Here is an 18655-nt window from a genome sequence, read left to right as displayed (position 1 = left end):
AACAGGTGTTAAAAGTCTAATACCTCAATCACATCATACGCAGGCGTCTCATAAGGATGCGCCTGCTTTAATGCCTCGATAACTGCCTTAATACGAGCAGTAGCAACGACCATCTCTACCCGCCACTCATCAACGGTTTCAAGTTTATCTTGCGCCCCAATATTTGGCTGACTGCCTGCCAGTGGCATAAACTGCCCGCTCCCCTGCACTTGCCAGCAGCATTGTTTATAATTGCCAATCTTGCCAGCACCCGCCGCAAATAAGGCGGATTTTACTGGCTCTAACGCCGTATCTGGAATAAAAACGGTTAATTTATACATAGATTACTTCCTTTGAGCCTATTTAGAAAAATTACTATCAGCTATAAACTTACTATTTTTTAGACAATGAAGGATGGTCGGTCCAGATATAGCGCAATAACCAATCTTTTGCCTCGCCTGCATAATCAATCCCAATCCGTGGACGCAGTGATATTGGCGGCTGACAGCCATCATCTTCAATCCAAACTCCTGACGCAGGTGTAATGGGTTCGCCGTATAAATCACGGTTGATTTGCAAGTGTTTGGTCAACTTGCCGGGACCGGCCAATTGTTTTATTTCTTTTAGAGGATTTAATATTTTATCTGCGCTAAGTAATTGCTCGTCAAGCAAGCGCTCACTATCCTCTGTGAAAAAGCCTGCCCGTATCAACACCGCTTCTGGTGACTCTGCCGGCCCACTTACTAAATTAAGCATATGATGGATACCGTAAGTCAGATAAACGTAAAACACGCCGCCTTGGCTATACATGATCTCAGTCCGTGCAGTACGCGTACCGGCGTGCGCATGACAGGCGGCATCACCCTCTCCAATGTAGGCTTCAGTTTCCGAGATACGCATGCGCAGGATTTTTTGCTTGCCGTCACTATCGGTTAGCTGTCGAAATAAAACCTTACCAATCAAGTCAGCCGCGACCACACAGGTTGGACGACTAAACCATACAGGTTCTAAAATTATGGATTGAATATCGGATTGCTTAGGTGCTCGCATCAATGATGACCTTTTGATTTATAACGGTATTTTTATATTAACGATATAAATTTAGCATAAAAACTTACCGAAAGACGTTAGGTGATAGACGCTATTACCTATTGCAACTGATGCTATACAGACAGTTAACTCATTCTAATAGTAATCTTGACTCTCGCTATTCAAGATTAAAAACATCCAATACTAAAATACATAATCAAAAGGATATAACAATGAGTAACTCTAATGCGAGTGATAATAAGCACAATAATAAGCAGCAGAATAACAATGAAAAGGACACGGATCAGAACGCAGCGATGAAAAATAACGATGCTGCTAATGAATCTAAAGACAACAACGCTAATAAAGATGCTAATAGCAAAAACGATAAACAGAACAATCAATCAGACAGCAAAGACAGCAAAGACAGCAAAGACAGCAAAGACAGCAAAGACAGCAAAGACAGCAAAGACAGCAAAGACAGCAAAGACAGCAAAGACAGCAAAGACAGCAAAGACAGCAAAGACAGCAAAGATGATAAAACGTCAGATAAGAATGGTAATAAAGACGATAAATCATCAGACAAAGACAATAGTAAAGATAAAGACGCTTCTGATAAGGAAGATAAAGACAGTAAAAACAATGACTCTAAATCTAAAGACGATAAAGAGTCCTCTTTAAAAGACACTGCGACAACTAAAGCTAAAGAGGTAGTCGGCTCATTAGCTGATAAAGCCGCAGATGCGATGGAGCTGGCAGCGAAAAAAATCAAAGAAGTGCGTAAAGACAAATAATATAGCTGTCTTTAACATAACCATTTTTAAAATGATTATCCCCATAAAAAAACTGAGCGCATGGCTCAGTTTTTTATTACTTAAATATTGAAGGGTTGGATATATTTAGTTTAATGGCACGCCAATACGTTTTGCCACTTCTTCATAACCTTCAATCACGTCACCCAACGACTGGCGGAAACGGTCTTTATCCAGTTTTTTCTTGGTAGCTTTGTCCCAGATACGGCAACCATCAGGCGAGAACTCATCGCCTAAAACGATACGGTCATGGAATACGCCAAATTCAAGTTTAAAATCTACCAGTATCAAATCACCAGCATCAAACAGAGTTTTTAATACTTCATTTACTTGATGGCTCAGCTCTTTCATCTTCGCCAATTGTTCTTCATTAGCCCAATCAAGAGAGATAGAGATTGACTCATTGACCATCGGATCACCAAGCGCATCATCTTTATAGAACAGCTCATAAGTAGGCGGCGTTAAAGCTTGACCTTCTTCTAGACCTAGACGACGCACTAGACTGCCAGCGGCAAAATTACGTACCACACATTCAACTGGAATCATCTCTAAGCGCTTAACCAGCACTTCATCATCTGATAATTGCTTTTCGAAATGGGTTTCGATACCAGCATCAGCCAGCTTTTGCATGATAAAGGCGTTAAAGCGGTTGTTCACCACGCCTTTACGGGCGAGCTGCTCGATACGCTTACCATCAAGCGCTGAGGTATCGTCACGGAAATGTAAAATCAGCAGATCGTTGTCTTCTGTTTCATAAACAGATTTGGCTTTGCCTTTATACAGCAGTTCTTGCTTTTGCATGAGGGGAGTTCCTGTTCGTTCAAGCTTATGTGGTAAAAACGCGCAGCGACCGCTAAGCGCTTTATATTAAGGTGTTAAGAAAAAATGCTTAACCATAATAAAAAACCAGCGGTACAGATAGGGATAAAAAAGGGTTTATTCTGAAACTTGGATAACGGCAACCGCACGCTGAGGTTTCGGCAATTGATACTGCTTACCTGACTCGTTTTGCAACTTTAGCGTATTTGTGCCCGCACTAGGGGTTGGGTATAACGGCACAAATGGTGCGGTTTCTTGCTCAGCCGGTAGCTGTAGCGGCGCCAGTTTTTTGCTTTGCTGATACTCAAGACTACCGTTATCACGCTTGCCAAACACTTCTTTTGTCGCTTGGCAACCGCTCAATACCAACGTACTACCCAAAACTACCGTTAGCAGCGCCGGGAATATCTTTGCAGGGGTTGATGATACTGTCATCATATTATCTCTCTGAGTTAGCCGTTATTGCTTATTTGGTGCGTATTTGGGTAATGCGCTTATAGTTAAAATACTTAATAGACTCTTGCTAAGCTATAAGCGACATTTTACTGAATTACCAAAAATCTAGAGTAAGTTGGCACGAATCAAGGCTTCATCAATCGTTGCATGGTGCTTTTCAGCCAACCATACCAATGGTAGACGAATACCTGTATCTATCATGCCCATTTTATGTAGAGCATATTTGGCAGGGATAGGACTTGACTCGATAAATAGGTCGCGGTGTAGATGTTTTACCACGTCATGGACTTTATGAGCGGCATCAAAATCACCGCGTAAACCCGCACTAAAGGTCTCGCTCATGGCTTTTGGGGCAACGTTGGCAGTCACTGAAATATTGCCTTTACCACCCAATTTCATCAATTCAAGGGCAGTACCATCATCACCAGATAGCACCACCATCCTGTCACCGACCGCTTTGATTAATTGCTCGCCGCGAATCGTAGAACCTGTGGCGTCTTTAATAGCGACGATGTTATCAATATCAGCAAGGCGTTCAACCGTTTCTTGAGCAATATCAACAACGGTACGACCCGGTACGTTATAAAGCATCTGCGGTATTTTTACCGCTTCAGCGATGGCTTTATAATGCTGAAACAAGCCTTCTTGTGGCGGCTTATTATAATAAGGAGCAACCAATAGCGCACAGTCTGCGCCCGCATCCGCTGCATCTTGGGTCAGCTTAATGGCTTCAGTGGTGTTATTGGCACCAGTACCTGCAATCACCGGGACGCGACCTTTGACATGCTGCACAAAATAGCGAATCACATCGCTGTGCTCTTGCATCGACAAAGTCGCTGATTCACCAGTGGTACCGACAGCAACAAGGCAATGCGTGCCCTGCTCAATCTGCCAATCTATGAGGTCTGCCAGACGTTTATAATCGACCGTGCCGTCAGGATGCATGGGCGTTACCAAGGCTACCATTGAGCCTTGTAGTCGGGTTTTGATATCGTCGTATGCTGTGCTCATAACCGTGCCTTACTGTATTATCCTAGCTTTTATTAAAGCTATCACATGATAAGTCGTGTGCAAGTGCCCTGATAAAGATAATCGTCATAAACACAAATGCATAATGATGTATGTTTATTGAAAATAACGTTAAAGGTCATACCTTGCTTGATGGTGATATTCATGATTTATAATAACGTCATGAACGCTATTTTTATCTGCTGCCAATCTGATTGATGCTTAGCCATAAAAACGCCTGTTAGTGTAGCATATTTTGGCTCTATCGCTATCAATCAATTAACCTCTAAGCTCTTTATAAAGCAAAAAATCGCCTGTCCATTGAGAGGCTAAGCGCTACTTTATGATGCCAATTTTGCAGCAAACATCGAGAGGATTTCAATGTAAGCTTGACATTATTTGGGACTCAAGCCTAGCCTGAAAACTAAACAGTTAGTGTAGCGTAATTACTGATTAGCGATAAAACCTTTTCCGGTATTTTAACGAATCGTCAACACATCGATGGTCGGGCGATACAAGCAAGCCAATTATCGCGTTATTATTTATCTTAATCATCATCTATGATTCTAATAGCTCAGCTTCTCTACTCTGTATTTTCTACTCAATCCGCAAACCGATAATACCCGGAATACCTTGACGCATCATCTCAAGCGTCACCACCCCTTTTTTGGGTAATAATGAAACGGCGCTAGAAAAATCGTTGACCGTTTTAATAGGTTTTTGATGCAAGTTAGTGATAACGTCGCCGGCCAATATGCCCGAGCGTGCTGCCAATCCTGTCGGCTCAATAGCGGTGACCAATACACCCGTCTTATTATCAGACGCCAGCTCTCTTTGCTCCTCTGGCGTTAAGTTGCGCAGCGCTAACCCTAAGCTTATGCCGTTAGTTTGCTGAGCAGAACTTTGTGACTGGATATCGTTTGAAGCGTTACTGAGCTTGCCTGTTACGATAGATTGCTTACCATCGCGCTGAATCTGGACGCGAAATGTATCATTAGGCCGGGCCCGATTAATCAAATTTAATAAGTCTGATGCTTCCACAATTTGGATATCATTATATTTTAAAATAATGTCACCTGATTTTAGCCCAGCCTTTTGCGCTGGCGAATCTGGTGACACGCGTGTCAATAACGCCCCTTGTGGACGCGCCAAGTTATAGGCTTCAGCTAAATTACGGTCAATATCTTGGGGATAAATACCCAAATAAGCGCGTGCGACCTCACCATTATTTTTTAGCTGCTCATAAATATCCATCGCCGCATCAATCGGGATGGAAAATGACAGCCCCATATAACCGCCTGTACCACTAAAAATACGCGAGTTAATGCCAATCACTTCGCCGCGCTGATTAAATAACGGACCACCTGAATTTCCAGGGTTCAAGGCAACGTCAGTTTGGATAAAGGGCACGCTGGTCTCACGCGAAAAATTACGGGACTTGGCACTAACAATACCCGCCGATGCCGAATAATCAAAACCAAAAGGCGACCCAATTGCCAATACCGGCTCGCCCACTTTTAAAGCATTGGAATCACCGATTGGCAACGAAGGGAACTGACGACCCGTGACCTTTAATACTGCCACATCAGAGCGCTCATCACTGCCTACTAAAGTCGCATCAAGCTCGGTTCGGTCATTAAGCGTGACGCTGATTTTGTCCGCGCCCGCCACCACATGATGGTTGGTCAGCATATAACCATCAGCGGTGACAAAAAATGCCGTGCCATAAGCATGCTCAATCGCTGGCGTCGCTGCTTGATCAGGAATACGCAAACGATCACCAAAGAATTTACGCAGCAGCTCAGCGGTCTGCGCTTTGGCAAGCTCAGCCTCACTAACGGTTTTGGTCACATTTACGCGCGCTACCGCTGGGGTAACTTGCTGAACCAAACCCGAAAAATCTGCGGTGGTAACGGCAGCTTCAGCATTCGGTACGGTAGCTATATTGATACCCGCAACCATGGTAGTGGCTACGGCAAGTGCCAACGTGCTCTGTTGTAACCAACGCGTCAAATTGCGCGTATTCGGTACTTTAGACATATTGATAGGCATATTTTTAGGCATGTTACCCTCCATATAATGGGTCTTATAGTCGTTATAAACTAATTGTTATAAACGGTTTAAATAGGACCGTTATTAAGCATAATTTTGGCGTATCTCATCAAGGTATCGTACTAATTTATTTATTCTAATAACTATGGCTTAGCTTGCTTATTCACTAAAATCTAAAGAAATGGTCTTTATATTTTTAGATTAAAAATTTACTGAATGCTTTTATCGCAGGTTTTTATCATCAACTTTTAATAATGCAAGCTTGCAAAGTAGACTGTTTGTTAGTTTACAGTCCATTTTAGACTTATGGTATAAAACTTTCTCTTTTCTCTCATAAGGATGGTCAATGTCATTACCTACTTCTGTTTTAAAGTGAATCCACTATATGCTAGCAATGCTAAAAAATAACGCAAGCCTGCCTTATTTATAACATGCGCTTAGTAGCTGCTTTGATAAAGCTTTATGGGCAGATAGTAAAGCCGCTCAGAGCGCTCAGAAAAAAGAGCCTCGAAATACATAAAATAAAACCATGTTATGATAACAAGCCAAATAATTTATATGGCAAACAAAAGTTAATTTTTGTAGGTCGTTAGGTTATTAGATTGGCTATCATCACCTTATTTTTCATCTTTTGCTTTTTTAGATTATGCTTACTAATCTGGGAAAGCTTTTGTCTTTACTGCGATATCGTATATATATCATATCTCACTTTGTTTTGAGCAATGCTATGGCTCATGCTGCCATTGACGTTACTGATTGATGCTTTGATTTATATGCGACAGCTCATGAAGGCGAATTTTGCCACAGCTTATGACAGCAGCGTCTATAGTCTGTGGCACGCCTCTTAATAGATATAAAATATGACAAGATTATAAAAGGATTAATTTATGGATACCGCCCTATTGTTATCCGGCGTGGTTGGGCTTGGCATCGCCGCCCAATGGTTGGCTTGGTATTTAAAGCAACCGTCCATTTTGTTTTTATTACTAATTGGTATTATTGTTGGCCCAATATTGGGCGCTTTTGACCCTGATTTGGTGCTCGGTGAGCTGATGTTCCCTTTTATCTCGTTGGGCGTGGCGATTATTTTATTTGAAGGCTCGCTGACTTTAGAGTTTGATGAGATTAAACAGCACGGCTCTGTGGTACAGATGCTGGTGTCGGTCGGTGTACTTATTACCATTGCGATTGTGGCGCTATCGACTTACCTGTTGTTTGATGTCGACCCTTTGATTGCTTTACTATTCGGTGCGCTGGTCTGTGTGACTGGCCCAACGGTTATTATGCCGTTACTGCGCAGTGTGCGCCCCAATAAAACCATTTCTAACATTTTGAAATGGGAAGGTATCATCATCGACCCTATCGGCGCGATTGCGGTGGTATTGGTCTATGAATATATCATCTCAGGCGGTGAAGCCAGTAGTATCTTGCTGTTTGCTAAAATTGTGGTCTTGGCAGTAGCGATGGGCTTAGCGGGCGCGTGGGCATTGGCATTTTTAATGCGCCGCCATATGATTCCTGAGTTTTTGCGCAATGTCTTTACCCTTGCCTTTGTGCTGCTACTGTTTTCTATCTCCAACCACTTAGAACACGAGTCTGGCTTATTAACGGTCACCGTACTTGGGGTGGCGCTGGCTAACTGGCCAAAATTCCCACGTGAAACGATTTTAGAGTTTAATGAATCGCTGACCATATTATTGGTATCGGTATTATTTATCATTCTTGCTGCCCGCGTTGAGCTTGAAAGTCTGCTAAGCGTTGGCTTTGCTGGACTGGTACTACTCGCCATTGTGATGTTTGTCGCGCGTCCTTTATCAGTATGGGCGTCGTCTATTGGCTCCAATCTAAAAACCAATGAAAAGCTGATGATTAGCTGGATTGGCCCACGCGGTATCGTTGCCGCTGCTATCTCATCCTTATTTGCTATTCGCTTGCAAGAGTATGATATCCAAGGCGTTGAGCTGCTAGTACCTTTGGTCTTCCTCGTCATTATTGGTACGGTAATGATTCAGGGCTTAGGCGCAAAAATGGTTGGGAATTTCTTGGGCGTACGTGAGCCTGAAACCAACGGTATCTTGGTCGTTGGCTCCAACCCTATCGCTTTATTGGTGGCAACGTCTTTAAAAGACCAAGGTTTTGATGTCATCGTTGCTCATAATAACTACACCAATATTGCCCGCGCGCGCATGAGCGGTCTGCGTACCTACTTTGGCAATCCCATCTCTGACCATGCCGACCATCACTTAGACCTTATCGGTATTGGGCGCCTGTTTGCCATGAGTATGGATAAAGAGATGAATACCTTGTCCGAGATTCACTATCGTCATGAGTTCGGCGAGCGCAAACTGTATCGCCTTAAATTCAGTGATGAAAAAGTCAAAAGTGAGCGCGATGATAAGCAAGGCAACTTTCATTCGCAGTGGTTATTTGGCAAAGACGTCACTTATACCAAGCTTGCCAGTATGCTGTCGAAAAAAGCGCGTATTAAAATCACTAATATCACGGACAGCTATAGTTTTGAGCAATATAAAGCCGATAATAAGCAATTCGTACCGCTTTATACCGTCGACAAAGAAGGTAAGCTACACGTGATTACCGATAATTTTGATGGCACCGTACCACGTGATCGTAAGCTGATTTCATTGGTCGTCGATGATGAAGTACAGCCAAAACCGGTCGACGTAACACCGAAACAAGAACAAGCACGCGCAGCGGCAGATGCCAGCTTTGAGTCGAGCTCGAAAGCGCCTGAAAAGCGTCAAGAAACAGAGCTTACGGATGCTAGTAATGACACTACGCTGCCGGAATCTACATTAACCACGGTGAAAGAAGTAGATAATGAGGTAACAAAGGATACTGATATAAAAGCTGCGCAAGAAAATCCATCCGATACTGTTACGCATACGCCTAATAAAACTCAAGCATTAGAGGTTAATGCTAAAAAAGCAGAGACTCAAACGGCAGATTCTGATGCTACTGGCGCTGCTAATTCTACTAACGTTACCAATGCTCATAAAACTAAAGGTGTCATGTCGGATAATTCGACCGCCACTTCGAAAACTAAAACCTCTAGCAATACCAATGGTAATGGCAGCGCACCGAAAACCAAAAAAGGTGCGCTTGACCCCAATCGTTTACCCGACTCCAGTGGCGATAACATTGATAGCATTGATAGCATTGATATAAATAAAGACTAGCGCAGTTTTGAAAAACCTTCCCATAAACTATCAAAGCCCCAACTGCTGAGTTGGGGCTTTTTGCTTAATTGCTTTAGGCTAAAAATAATAATGCTAAATAGCATTAATCTGCTAGCTTTAAAACAGCGTTAGCTTAGCGCAAATTTTTCCTGAACGGTTTGCCAGATACGTTGACTGACTTCCTCGGCGCTACCTGACGCATCAATACGCTGGATACGCTCAGGCTGTTCGCTGGCAAGGACGCTAAAACCTTGATGCACTCTAGTGAAAAACTCCGTCGCTTGCTGCTCAAAACGGTCAGCAGCGCTACGTTTATTGGCGCGCACCATGCCTTCTAATATCGGCAAATCTAGCCACAAGGTTAGCTCTGGTAACTGTACGACAAACTGACGGATAAGCGACTCAATTTTAGCGCGCACAGCGCTATCACCATGAGCACGCCCAAAACCTTGGTAGGCAACGGTCGAATCAGTAAAGCGGTCACATATCACCCAAGTACCGCGTTGCAGGGCTGGTAAAATCACTTGCTGCAAATGGTCACAGCGCGCCGCAAACATAAGTAGCAGCTCGGTATCATCATTAATCGTGGTATTCGGGTCTAGCAAAATAGCACGTAATTGCTCAGCAAACGGACTACCGCCCGGCTCACGGGTACGCAGATAGTCGATGCCCTTTACTTGTAGCCGATTGCAAAGCTGCTCGATAGCGGTGGTCTTGCCAACGCCTTCAGTACCTTCAAAGCTAATAAAGCGCCCTTGAATGGACGCTGTATTAGTAGACGCTGTATTAATAGAATGGTTAGACGCGTTTATTTGCGATGATTTTTCTTCTGGCAATGCTGACATGATATGACCTTATGTCATTGATGAGCGTTATGCAGTTATATAAATAGCTATATAACGACATAACGCTCAGTACACGATAGGTTTTTGGAAATATAGACGATTAAATTACGGTGGCGGCGTTTGTGCTTTCTTTTGACGCATGACGCTCAGATAGTCTCTGACCGCTTGGTTATGCTCATTTAAGCTATTGGTAAATTTGTGCCCGCCGTTACCGGTTGCCACAAAATATAACGCTTCGCTATCGGCAGGATGCAAGGTTGCTTCAATAGAGGCAGCAGATGGCAGCGCAATTGGCGTAGGCGGTAAACCATCGATTTGATAGGTGTTATAAGCCGTCTTTTCATCGATGTCTTTGCGGCGAATATTGCCTTCATAACGGCTACCCATACCATAAATAATGGTCGGATCGGTCTGCAAGCGCATACTTTTATTCAAACGATTATTAAATACCGCCGATACCAAAGGACGCTCTTCTGCCACACTGGTTTCTTTTTCGATAATCGACGCCATCACTAACGCTTCGTACGGACTGTTATAAGGTAAGTTAGGGGCACGATTCTCCCACGCCTTGGTCAATGCTTGCTGCTGGCGCTTATACAAGTCGGTCAATACCTGCTTATCCGTGCTCCCTTCACCATAATAATAAGTATCAGGGGCAAACCAGCCTTCAAGATTGTGATTGACGATAGGGTCATTACTATTGACCACCGAATCTGGCAAGATGCCGACCAAATCCAAGGCCTGCGCAATACCGGCATTGTCTCTATCATTACCACTCTCATTAATCAGCACTTCTTTTTTGATGCCTTTATTATCACGTAGCGCCTGATATAAATCTTTTGAGGTTTTGCCTTCGATGATTTGTACTTTGACCATCGCCGCCTTTACCCCTTGCCCAAGCACGTGCAGCGTTTCAGCAAAGGTCGGGTTTTCTGGCAATTGGTAAATACCAGCATGCAGCGGACCATCGACTTGTGATTTGATATACAGCTTAGCCACGCTGGCAGAAAACAGCGGTATCTGCTGTTGCCACTGCGGCAGTAGCCCATAATACGTCTGACCCGCCTCAATCGTCACCATCTGCTGCGGCTGCTCAATGCGTCCAAACAGCGTCTGATAAACCATCACCAAAAAAAACGCTGCAATCAGCCCAAGCACCAGTAATACCTGATAGCCACGCTGCATAAAAAACGACGGATTATCGGCTTTATAGTGGCGCGGTTTATTATCACCGCTAATGAGCGAGATATCCGTCGCCGGTACTTCCTCTGCGGCAACGTCGTCAATGACGGGTTTTTTGTCCAACGCTGTGGTATCGACAGGCTGATCAGCTGTGCCGTCATGGTCGTTTATTGGTGGCTCATCAGGACGTTCAGGCGGTATTTCAGGGGTTGGCTTGCTCATGGCAACTCGCGAGGCAGAAGTTTGCTAGAATTTAGCACTGAACTGGGTGATTTTCAATGGTATTTGCTTAGCTTATCGATTAACTTACTATTTGGCTTGAGAGTGATGGCTTAATATTCATCCTCTTTTATTGTTATTTCCCCGCTTGCCCATTGGTCACGAAAACTTATTATGAACCTAAATTTCAATCAAAGTCTTGCCAAAAACTATCAGTCAGCAAGCCAAATCATTAGAGTGCTCAGTGAAGATTGGGTCGCTAAGCAAAGTTATTGCCCTAATTGTAATGCCGAACCATTGGCTGAATTTACGAACGGCAAGCCTGTTGCTGATTTTTATTGCGGACATTGCAGTGAGGAATATGAGCTAAAAAGTAAAAAGGCAAAATTAAGTCAGATTATTAATGATGGCGCTTATGACACCATGATTGAACGTATCAACAGCGACAACAATCCAAACTTTTTCTTTTTAACGTATTCTCAAGCATTGAGCGTGAATAACTTTTTAATCATTCCCAAACAGTTCTTTAAGCCGGACATGATTATAAAACGCAAGCCTTTATCCATCACTGCCAAACGCGCTGGTTGGGTCGGCTGCAATATTGATTTGCGTAAAGTGCCTGAATCGGGAAAAGTATTTTTGGTCAAAGACCAGCAAGTCATACCACGCGATGATGTCACCGAGCAATTTCAAAAAACCTTATTTCTGCGTCAGCAATCACAGCAGACACGTGGTTGGACGTTGGATGTTTGGCAATGTATCGATAAACTCGATGCTAATTTTTCTCTCAATCAGGTTTATGCGTTTGCTGACTTATTAAAACTCAAACATCCTGAAAACAACCATATTAGAGATAAAATCCGTCAGCAATTACAAGTATTACGCGATAAAGGCATTATTGAATTTGCCGGTCGTGGGCACTATCGCAAATTATATTAAACGCTTTTCGTTATAACGCTCAGCTCTCGGTTGCCCTTTCTTATCGCGATAGACATCAGCTATCAACTCATCCCTATCGTCCCATAATGGTAAACGTGCCGATGCAACTAAACGGTCATGAAACTTATGCGGTGGATACTCCCAATCAATTTCATCATTGATTTTAAAAAAGTGCTCTTCTCGATAATCTACATAAGCGTGCATTCTATTTTTAACATAGTTATTCCAATGCCATACTAGCTGCAATGATGTGCGAGCAGGCTTAGTAAACTGCTTTAAACTGACTGTTAACGCACGCCTTACTGGTTCATCGTTAGGAAAGACTTTAATACGTTGCTCGATAACTTCTTCTTGTGTTTCTGCATACTCAAACACACCGCCAAAGGCAATAAATCTCTTAAAGTCTTTTAAATACATAACGCCGAGCGATAATTGGGTAAATCGTGATAAATGAATAATTTCGTCAGGTTGTTCTTTTGCTAATTTGCAAATTTCATCAAAAACCATCAAGCGACGAATTTGTATTGGAATTCTGCTTTCTTCATAAATTGGCTGCATCGATATCTCTCCCTTTAAAAGGCGCTATTGAACCTTTATGATTGAGAAAATATCATTGATCGATTTGCCTGAGCGCACAAGTCTTTGTCACAAAAGACGATCACTTCTTTTTAAGCGCCTTTGCTAAGCTAGCGGATATAAATCCTAAAGAAACTTTGATAAGCATGTATTGGGAATAGTGATGATAAAAAGCGATAAGAAAGTGGAGAAAGTCTTTCAGATAGAGATTGTCGAGACGCTAAGTAACCTCGTGGAAATTAGCGCAGAAAACGAGCAAGAAGCACTATTAAAAGCGCAAGAACTGTATCGTAATGAAGATATTGTTTTATATCCTGATAACTTAATTGACACCAAATTTAATATTTTTAAATACGGTTAAATCGCTTCAAAACCCACCACTTCACCCGAGAATAACCTCAGGCTGGTCATTGGCATAATACCGCGTAGGGCATTGCAAAAGAACAGCTGGCTTAAATGGGGTAAGTCCTCATCTTGTAACGACCTGATGATAACGGGGTTATTGCTAGTCGATAACCCATTGATAATGACTTGTCGCATCACGCCAGCGACGCCCGATTGCGCCATCGACGGCGTATACCATTGACCTTGGGTTAAATAGTTTGTACTGTCTTTATCAGACTTATTTTTTTCAACGTTGTCTTTATTAGCATTAACGGTATCGTTTATCTCTGATGATGGCGATTCTAGCAAGCGTGAATCGGAGAGCTGATAGAACACATTGCTCATCGTTCCCTCAACCCAGTGTCCGCTCATATCGCGTAACAGACCTTCACCGATGCTTGGTTTGATATTGTCTTCCAATGCTTTGGCTTTGATAGCGTGCAGCTCGCCACTTGCCAGCACATTATCCAAACGATTTAAGCTTTTTAATCCAGCTAGCGGTGGCGGTAGGCAAGCAATTTGAGAAGACAAGCAAATGGCGGTGGCGGCAGATTGTAGCGGAATTGATTGCCCATCAGGCAGAGGCAGCGATTGCGCAGTGGCAATACTCATTGGCGAGGATTTAAGCCAAACCTCACAAGCACTGCCGCCAGTATTTAGCGTATAACCATAACCGCGAACTTCTTGGGCAGCACGCGTCACGATCAGTTTTAGCATACCTTGCTGTAATTGCTTGGCATGCATCTTTAATATTATTAACAATGCGTCGCTGTCCAGCTGCAGTTGTAAGGCTGTCGCATGGGAGATAAGGCGCTGTTGATGATAGTCCAACCACAATATCTGTCCATCAATGACGCCCATAGTGGTAAAAAAACCATCGCCATATGCCAGCCCGCGATTGTCTAATGACATGGCGAGCTTTGCAGCATCTGCCATAGCGTTTGATGGATGTAAGCATATCCAGCTATTGGGCGACATCAAGGCTAGCCCCGCTTATTTATCAGCGGTTTGAGCAGCGGATTTATTAATCACCAACATACAGCTATAAAACTCGCATTTTGCCAACTCTACTTTTTGACCACCGATGACTTTATTTTTGACGATTTGACCATTGAGCATATCAGCGACCAGCTTACCACCTTCATCACCCATCAATTGGCGCGCCAGCTGATAAGATTTTTTGGCATGGTTTTTACTAAGCTTTTTTTCATTATCGGAGTCTGTCGGATTGGCAAAATACCAGCCAAGTTCGAGATATTTTTCAGAATCAATCAAGTCTAAATACGGCGCATCGGCCTTCATAAAGCGATATTTGGACGCCGGATTACTGGCATAATCTAAGCTGTTTTCATCGGTGCTGACCACTTTACCAAACGCCGACTTTATCTCGCTCAGCTCATCGACGTTGAGGGTTTTTACTTTACCCGTGCCCCATGAGGCGACATCATATTTTACTGGCGTACCTTGCTGGGCGGTTGCGCCATCTAAATCAGCGTGCGCGGTGGTGTTTTCTTCTTTAGTCGTCTCAGTGACGGTCTGCTCGCTCTTCTCAGCGCTGGCGTCTTCAATTGTGACGCTCTCTTTGTTGCTATCACAGGCGCTCAAAGACACGCCAACTGCCATTATCGTACTGACCATAAGGGTCTGTAGGCTATTATTCCACATGGGCAATTTACTCACACTTTTATAAAGGTCTGAAAATGGTATTAACGAGCGGACAGCGATGCCGCTGATAATGAACAATGTCTGTTAAGATTGTATCGTGATACGTTTTATTATTAACCTGTTGATACGCGCTTTTTTAGCAACTGGCTTTTTCTCATATTCTTATATTTTCTTATCTTGCTTTTACACTTCTACAATTCATTGGCTTGTTCACAATGGCTTTTTTATCATGGCTTGTCCACAATAACTAGGGCAGCCTGAAATCTTAATGCTCCCTAGTTTACCCAACTGCTTAACACTTGACCACCCTTTACGTTACGGATAGCACTCCCACAGAGTACAGATTTGTTAAAGACCTCACGAGGTAAAAACACTCTTTATTTCACGATTTATTGGCGCAGCACAAGTTTGTCAAAGATAGCGTTATCCCTTATGATAAATGGGTTATCTATTTTTTATAAATTATCGCCTGTTAATTTTGTCACTGTTTTGCCACTGTTTTGCCTCTTTCACTATTTTGCCTCTTCTAGCCAGCGGACCTTTTATGACCCAGCATTTTATCGTTATCGGCAATCCAATTGCCCACAGTAAATCCCCTGAAATCCATACGCAATTTGCAGCGCAGGCAGGTATCGAGATTGGCTATCAACGTCAGTATTGTCCTGATGATGCGGCGAGTTTTACGGCGGTGATTGAGGCGTTTTTTCAAGGTGGCGGTGTCGGTGCCAATGTGACGGTACCATTTAAACAAGTTGCTTATGATTGCTGCGTGGCGCGTGGCGGCTTGTCTGAGCACGCCAAAGTCGCTGGCGCAGTCAATACATTACTGCTCAATACAGCACTGTTAAAAACTGGCACGCCGATAGCTGAGGCCATATATGGTGATAATACTGATGGCCAAGGTTTGGTTAATCACATCAAAAGCTTGGACTGGCCACTAAAGAGCGCACGCGTGGCGCTTATCGGCGCAGGCGGCGCGGCGCGCGGAGTGATACTGCCATTGATTGAAGCCGGTATCAGCAACCTCACCCTTGCCAATCGCACATTAAGTAAAGCAACTACACTCGTCAACGAGCTGAGCGCAGCAAGTGAGACGATTGCCCAGCAGCAGATTAAAGCCTGTACTACTGATGGGTTAAGCGGTGATTTTGATATCATTATCAATGCCACCTCGATTGGTTTATCTGGCGATACGCTGCCGCTTAGCGATAAGCTCAACGGTCATTATGCTTACGATATGATGTATGGACGCGCTTTGCCATTTTTGCAGCATTTTGCCGAGCGCGGCGCACAAACATCAGACGGTTACGGCATGCTTATCGGGCAAGCGGCGTTAAGTTTTGAGCGTTGGACGGGAAAGCCGATTGACGTGGTAAAAGTCACTGAAATTTTACAAACGCATTAGTTGGAATTATTTAGAGTAACAATTAAAAAAGCCGTATGAATCTTGCGCATACGGCTTTTTAATTGTCTATGTTGTCATTTAAAAAGCATTCCTTTATCCAAAACGCGCCAGTAACCAATTTTCCATCCGGCGCATTGGCACCCGTAAATTGGTAGAATGTATCACTACCCCGCCGCTTAGGCCGACCAAGCAACCAATAATAGTATCAAACAAACGTGCCAAAATGACTTCTTGATAAGCTTGCTCAGAAAACGGTAAGCCACTGCCGTATTCAGCGATAAATATCGTCAGCGGCGTGATAAATATCACCGCTAAGCCATAATGGCGGTCGACCAAGGTTTCGATACAGAGCATCAAGCCCAATATCGCCAGCGCCACGCCCCATATCGACAAGCCCCATGAGAGCATCCAACCTGCCAGCCCAACACCTAATAAAGTGCCAAGCAAGCGATGGATTTGTTTAATCCACATGGTACGCAAATGGATACCTTGAACAATCAAAAAGCAGCTAACCGCCGCCCAATACGGATTAGATAATTGTAGCGTGATGGCGATAAGTAACGCTAAGCTGACAAAACCGGCGACAATAATACTTTCAGTAATGGTATCGGGCTCATAACGATAAGTGGGCGTTGGGGTTGCCGGACGCGTCGCTAATAAAAACAGCGAATATAGCAGCGACATCACTAAGGCAAAACCACTACCGAGCATCACCAGTCCCGTGGCGGGCATTATGTCTTCTAAAGGTAGCGGTATAAATAGCGCAATCGCCCCCGCCATCATCACGAACAAGCCTGCGGGCGGCGGCTGGCGATAATAACGCCCAAAAATCACGATACCAAAAGCCATCAAGGTAAATATCGGCAATTTTAATGGCGGGATTTGCTGTGCTATCAAACCGAGGGCAAAACACAACGACATTGCAAAGCCCCATGCCATCACCGTCACCAAGCGATACGGCAGCTTACCGACTAAGGGGACGTTCAAAATAACCATCGCTCCCAAAGACGCTTTGATACCAGACGGTAAGGCGTCAAAGTAGGCACCCACAAATACCGGAAAGCTAATCGCAATCGCGGCGATAATTGGCATATGCCACGGGCGCTTGCTACGGTTGACGGTAAGCAAGTGATTGAGCTCACCGTCGATGAGGCTTTTGAGGCGAGCAAATAGTGCTGTTAGCCAAAATGCTGGCGTTGCCTTGCGCTTTGATGCGCTCATAATTGGCTTTCTTTTATTCATTCATCATTCATCTTATTCATTCATGTAAATCATATTCTTAAATATTTTTGCTACTATCATCTATCTTTAAACCCCATTATACGAGTTATAGACAATTCAAAATAAAAAGGCTCATTCAAAACAATATTCTACATATATAACCAAATGTTTTGTTTTTATTATCTAATAATGAACATTAGTTATTAGTTGTATATTTGTCGCTATAGAAGATTTATACTGACATCAATGCCACAACAGCTGATTTTTATCAAGGACGCCTTAACGGTTCTCTAAATGGATAAGCTGTTCTTAATAAAACTGCATGACAATCTATAATCTTGTCAACCTTTACCCCAAATAATTGAACAACCGTTTACATAAGCCGTGGCTCACATATTGAGCTGACCGTCTATGATAGCGAATAACCAAAGAGAGCGACTATGTTAACTTACAAAGCACCTTTGCGTGATATCAAGTTTTTGATAAATGATGTTTTCGACTTCCAAACGCATTATAAAGATTTGGACAATGGCGAAAACGCTGACCCTGAAACGGTCGATATGATTTTGCAGGGCATGGCTGATTTTGCCGAAAACGTCCTTGCACCACTTTATCAGCCAGCAGATGCAGAAGGCTGTCATTTTGAAAATGGTGTGGTTACCACGCCAAAAGGCTTTAAAGAAGCTTATGATCAGTTCGTTGAAGGCGGCTGGCAAGGTATCTCGTACCCTGAAGAGTACGGCGGTATGAACTTACCGATGTCAATCAACCTTATTAAAGCTGAGATGATTGGTACGGCTAACTGGCCATGGGCGATGTATCCTGGTCTATCAACGGGTTGTATCAATACTTTACTACAGTATGGTA

Annotated in this window: 18 protein-coding genes; 6 read left to right on the top strand and 12 right to left on the bottom strand. The window is 43.4% G+C overall.

Annotated elements, in window-relative coordinates:
• Nucleotides 1-8 precede the first annotated feature (8 nt).
• Together JMX94_RS06895 and JMX94_RS06890 are read right to left on the bottom strand one after the other, a co-directional pair.
• Nucleotides 9-320: an NGG1p interacting factor NIF3 gene (locus JMX94_RS06895; RefSeq protein WP_201564436.1), complete on the bottom strand. Its 312-nt coding sequence runs from the start codon at nucleotides 318-320 to the stop codon at nucleotides 9-11.
• Nucleotides 321-372: 52 nt separating this feature from the next.
• Entirely contained in the window at nucleotides 373-1029 is a 657-nt protein-coding gene (locus JMX94_RS06890) for a DNA-3-methyladenine glycosylase (RefSeq protein WP_201564434.1), read from the bottom strand.
• 212 nt (nucleotides 1030-1241) lie between these two features.
• On the opposite strand from JMX94_RS06890, the gene JMX94_RS06885 reads away from it, so the two are divergent.
• Nucleotides 1242-1802 carry a hypothetical protein gene (locus JMX94_RS06885; RefSeq protein WP_201564432.1) on the top strand — a complete coding sequence of 187 codons (561 nt, stop codon included), beginning with the start codon at nucleotides 1242-1244 and terminating at the stop codon, nucleotides 1800-1802.
• Between the two features lie 105 nt (nucleotides 1803-1907).
• Here the strand turns inward: JMX94_RS06885 and purC are convergent, their stop codons facing one another.
• From purC to JMX94_RS06865, 4 genes are all read right to left on the bottom strand, one after another.
• Nucleotides 1908-2621, bottom strand: coding sequence for a phosphoribosylaminoimidazolesuccinocarboxamide synthase (gene purC, locus JMX94_RS06880; RefSeq protein WP_201564415.1), 714 nt, complete (start codon nucleotides 2619-2621; stop codon nucleotides 1908-1910).
• A gap of 135 nt (nucleotides 2622-2756) precedes the next feature.
• Nucleotides 2757-3077: a hypothetical protein gene (locus JMX94_RS06875; protein ID WP_201564413.1), complete on the bottom strand. Its 321-nt coding sequence runs from the start codon at nucleotides 3075-3077 to the stop codon at nucleotides 2757-2759.
• Between the two features lie 123 nt (nucleotides 3078-3200).
• Complete coding sequence (dapA, locus tag JMX94_RS06870; RefSeq protein ID WP_201564411.1) at nucleotides 3201-4106, bottom strand: 4-hydroxy-tetrahydrodipicolinate synthase; 906 nt, start codon at nucleotides 4104-4106, stop codon at nucleotides 3201-3203.
• A gap of 594 nt (nucleotides 4107-4700) precedes the next feature.
• Complete coding sequence (locus JMX94_RS06865) at nucleotides 4701-6155, bottom strand: Do family serine endopeptidase (protein ID WP_201564659.1); 1455 nt, start codon at nucleotides 6153-6155, stop codon at nucleotides 4701-4703.
• An 887-nt stretch (nucleotides 6156-7042) separates the two neighbouring features.
• On the opposite strand from JMX94_RS06865, the gene JMX94_RS06860 reads away from it, so the two are divergent.
• On the top strand, nucleotides 7043-9352 hold the full coding sequence (locus JMX94_RS06860) for a sodium:proton antiporter (protein ID WP_201564409.1): 2310 nt from the start codon (nucleotides 7043-7045) through the stop codon (nucleotides 9350-9352).
• Between the two features lie 128 nt (nucleotides 9353-9480).
• Here JMX94_RS06860 and tmk read toward each other — a convergent pair whose 3' ends face one another.
• Nucleotides 9481-10113: a dTMP kinase gene (tmk, locus tag JMX94_RS06855; protein ID WP_227673554.1), complete on the bottom strand. Its 633-nt coding sequence runs from the start codon at nucleotides 10111-10113 to the stop codon at nucleotides 9481-9483.
• A gap of 189 nt (nucleotides 10114-10302) precedes the next feature.
• Nucleotides 10303-11601, bottom strand: coding sequence for an endolytic transglycosylase MltG (mltG, locus tag JMX94_RS06850; protein WP_201564405.1), 1299 nt, complete (start codon nucleotides 11599-11601; stop codon nucleotides 10303-10305).
• A gap of 171 nt (nucleotides 11602-11772) precedes the next feature.
• Here mltG and JMX94_RS06845 point away from each other — a divergent pair, with 171 nt between their 5' ends.
• A complete protein-coding gene (locus tag JMX94_RS06845; RefSeq protein WP_201564403.1) occupies nucleotides 11773-12537 on the top strand; it encodes a DpnI domain-containing protein in 765 nt (254 codons plus the stop codon).
• On the opposite strand, the gene JMX94_RS06840 is transcribed toward JMX94_RS06845, so the two are convergent.
• Nucleotides 12529-13095, bottom strand: a complete 567-nt coding sequence (locus JMX94_RS06840) for a hypothetical protein (protein WP_201564401.1) — start codon at nucleotides 13093-13095, stop codon at nucleotides 12529-12531. The two genes, JMX94_RS06845 and JMX94_RS06840, sit on opposite strands and share 9 nt — an antisense overlap.
• A 181-nt stretch (nucleotides 13096-13276) precedes the next feature.
• Here JMX94_RS06840 and JMX94_RS06835 point away from each other — a divergent pair, with 181 nt between their 5' ends.
• Complete coding sequence (locus tag JMX94_RS06835) at nucleotides 13277-13474, top strand: DpnD/PcfM family protein (RefSeq protein ID WP_227673547.1); 198 nt, start codon at nucleotides 13277-13279, stop codon at nucleotides 13472-13474.
• On the opposite strand, the gene JMX94_RS06830 is transcribed toward JMX94_RS06835, so the two are convergent.
• Together JMX94_RS06830 and JMX94_RS06825 are read right to left on the bottom strand one after the other, a co-directional pair.
• A complete protein-coding gene (locus tag JMX94_RS06830) occupies nucleotides 13471-14475 on the bottom strand; it encodes an aminotransferase class IV (RefSeq protein WP_201564399.1) in 1005 nt (334 codons plus the stop codon). The two genes, JMX94_RS06835 and JMX94_RS06830, sit on opposite strands and share 4 nt — an antisense overlap.
• A gap of 15 nt (nucleotides 14476-14490) precedes the next feature.
• Nucleotides 14491-15162 carry a hypothetical protein gene (locus JMX94_RS06825; RefSeq protein WP_201564397.1) on the bottom strand — a complete coding sequence of 224 codons (672 nt, stop codon included), beginning with the start codon at nucleotides 15160-15162 and terminating at the stop codon, nucleotides 14491-14493.
• Nucleotides 15163-15706: 544 nt separating this feature from the next.
• Between JMX94_RS06825 and aroE the strand changes: the two genes are divergently transcribed.
• On the top strand, nucleotides 15707-16567 hold the full coding sequence (gene aroE, locus JMX94_RS06820) for a shikimate dehydrogenase (RefSeq protein ID WP_201564395.1): 861 nt from the start codon (nucleotides 15707-15709) through the stop codon (nucleotides 16565-16567).
• 93 nt (nucleotides 16568-16660) lie between these two features.
• Here aroE and JMX94_RS06815 read toward each other — a convergent pair whose 3' ends face one another.
• Entirely contained in the window at nucleotides 16661-17788 is a 1128-nt protein-coding gene (locus JMX94_RS06815) for an FUSC family protein (RefSeq protein WP_201564393.1), read from the bottom strand.
• 440 nt (nucleotides 17789-18228) lie between these two features.
• Here JMX94_RS06815 and JMX94_RS06810 point away from each other — a divergent pair.
• A partial coding sequence (locus JMX94_RS06810; protein WP_201564391.1) for an acyl-CoA dehydrogenase family protein occupies nucleotides 18229-18655 on the top strand: 427 nt, incomplete at its 3' end.

This window comes from Psychrobacter sp. CMS30 (assembly GCF_904846565.1).
GTDB classification, from domain to species: domain Bacteria; phylum Pseudomonadota; class Gammaproteobacteria; order Pseudomonadales; family Moraxellaceae; genus Psychrobacter; species Psychrobacter maritimus.
This window is presented reverse-complemented; position numbering and strand designations above follow the sequence as displayed.

Bases quoted from the DNA above. Each gene is read 5' to 3' on its own strand.
- JMX94_RS06895 (WP_201564436.1), bottom strand. From the start codon at position 320: ATGTATAAATTAACCGTTTTTATTCCAGATACGGCGTTAGAGCCAGTA.
- JMX94_RS06890 (WP_201564434.1), bottom strand. From the start codon at position 1,029: ATGCGAGCACCTAAGCAATCCGATATTCAATCCATAATTTTAGAACCT.
- JMX94_RS06885 (WP_201564432.1), top strand. From the start codon at position 1,242: ATGAGTAACTCTAATGCGAGTGATAATAAGCACAATAATAAGCAGCAG.
- purC (WP_201564415.1), bottom strand. From the start codon at position 2,621: ATGCAAAAGCAAGAACTGCTGTATAAAGGCAAAGCCAAATCTGTTTAT.
- JMX94_RS06875 (WP_201564413.1), bottom strand. From the start codon at position 3,077: ATGATGACAGTATCATCAACCCCTGCAAAGATATTCCCGGCGCTGCTA.
- dapA (WP_201564411.1), bottom strand. From the start codon at position 4,106: ATGAGCACAGCATACGACGATATCAAAACCCGACTACAAGGCTCAATG.
- JMX94_RS06865 (WP_201564659.1), bottom strand. From the start codon at position 6,155: ATGCCTATCAATATGTCTAAAGTACCGAATACGCGCAATTTGACGCGT.
- JMX94_RS06860 (WP_201564409.1), top strand. From the start codon at position 7,043: ATGGATACCGCCCTATTGTTATCCGGCGTGGTTGGGCTTGGCATCGCC.
- mltG (WP_201564405.1), bottom strand. From the start codon at position 11,601: ATGAGCAAGCCAACCCCTGAAATACCGCCTGAACGTCCTGATGAGCCA.
- JMX94_RS06845 (WP_201564403.1), top strand. From the start codon at position 11,773: ATGAACCTAAATTTCAATCAAAGTCTTGCCAAAAACTATCAGTCAGCA.
- JMX94_RS06840 (WP_201564401.1), bottom strand. From the start codon at position 13,095: ATGCAGCCAATTTATGAAGAAAGCAGAATTCCAATACAAATTCGTCGC.
- JMX94_RS06835 (WP_227673547.1), top strand. From the start codon at position 13,277: ATGATAAAAAGCGATAAGAAAGTGGAGAAAGTCTTTCAGATAGAGATT.
- JMX94_RS06830 (WP_201564399.1), bottom strand. From the start codon at position 14,475: ATGTCGCCCAATAGCTGGATATGCTTACATCCATCAAACGCTATGGCA.
- JMX94_RS06825 (WP_201564397.1), bottom strand. From the start codon at position 15,162: ATGTGGAATAATAGCCTACAGACCCTTATGGTCAGTACGATAATGGCA.
- aroE (WP_201564395.1), top strand. From the start codon at position 15,707: ATGACCCAGCATTTTATCGTTATCGGCAATCCAATTGCCCACAGTAAA.
- JMX94_RS06815 (WP_201564393.1), bottom strand. From the start codon at position 17,788: ATGAGCGCATCAAAGCGCAAGGCAACGCCAGCATTTTGGCTAACAGCA.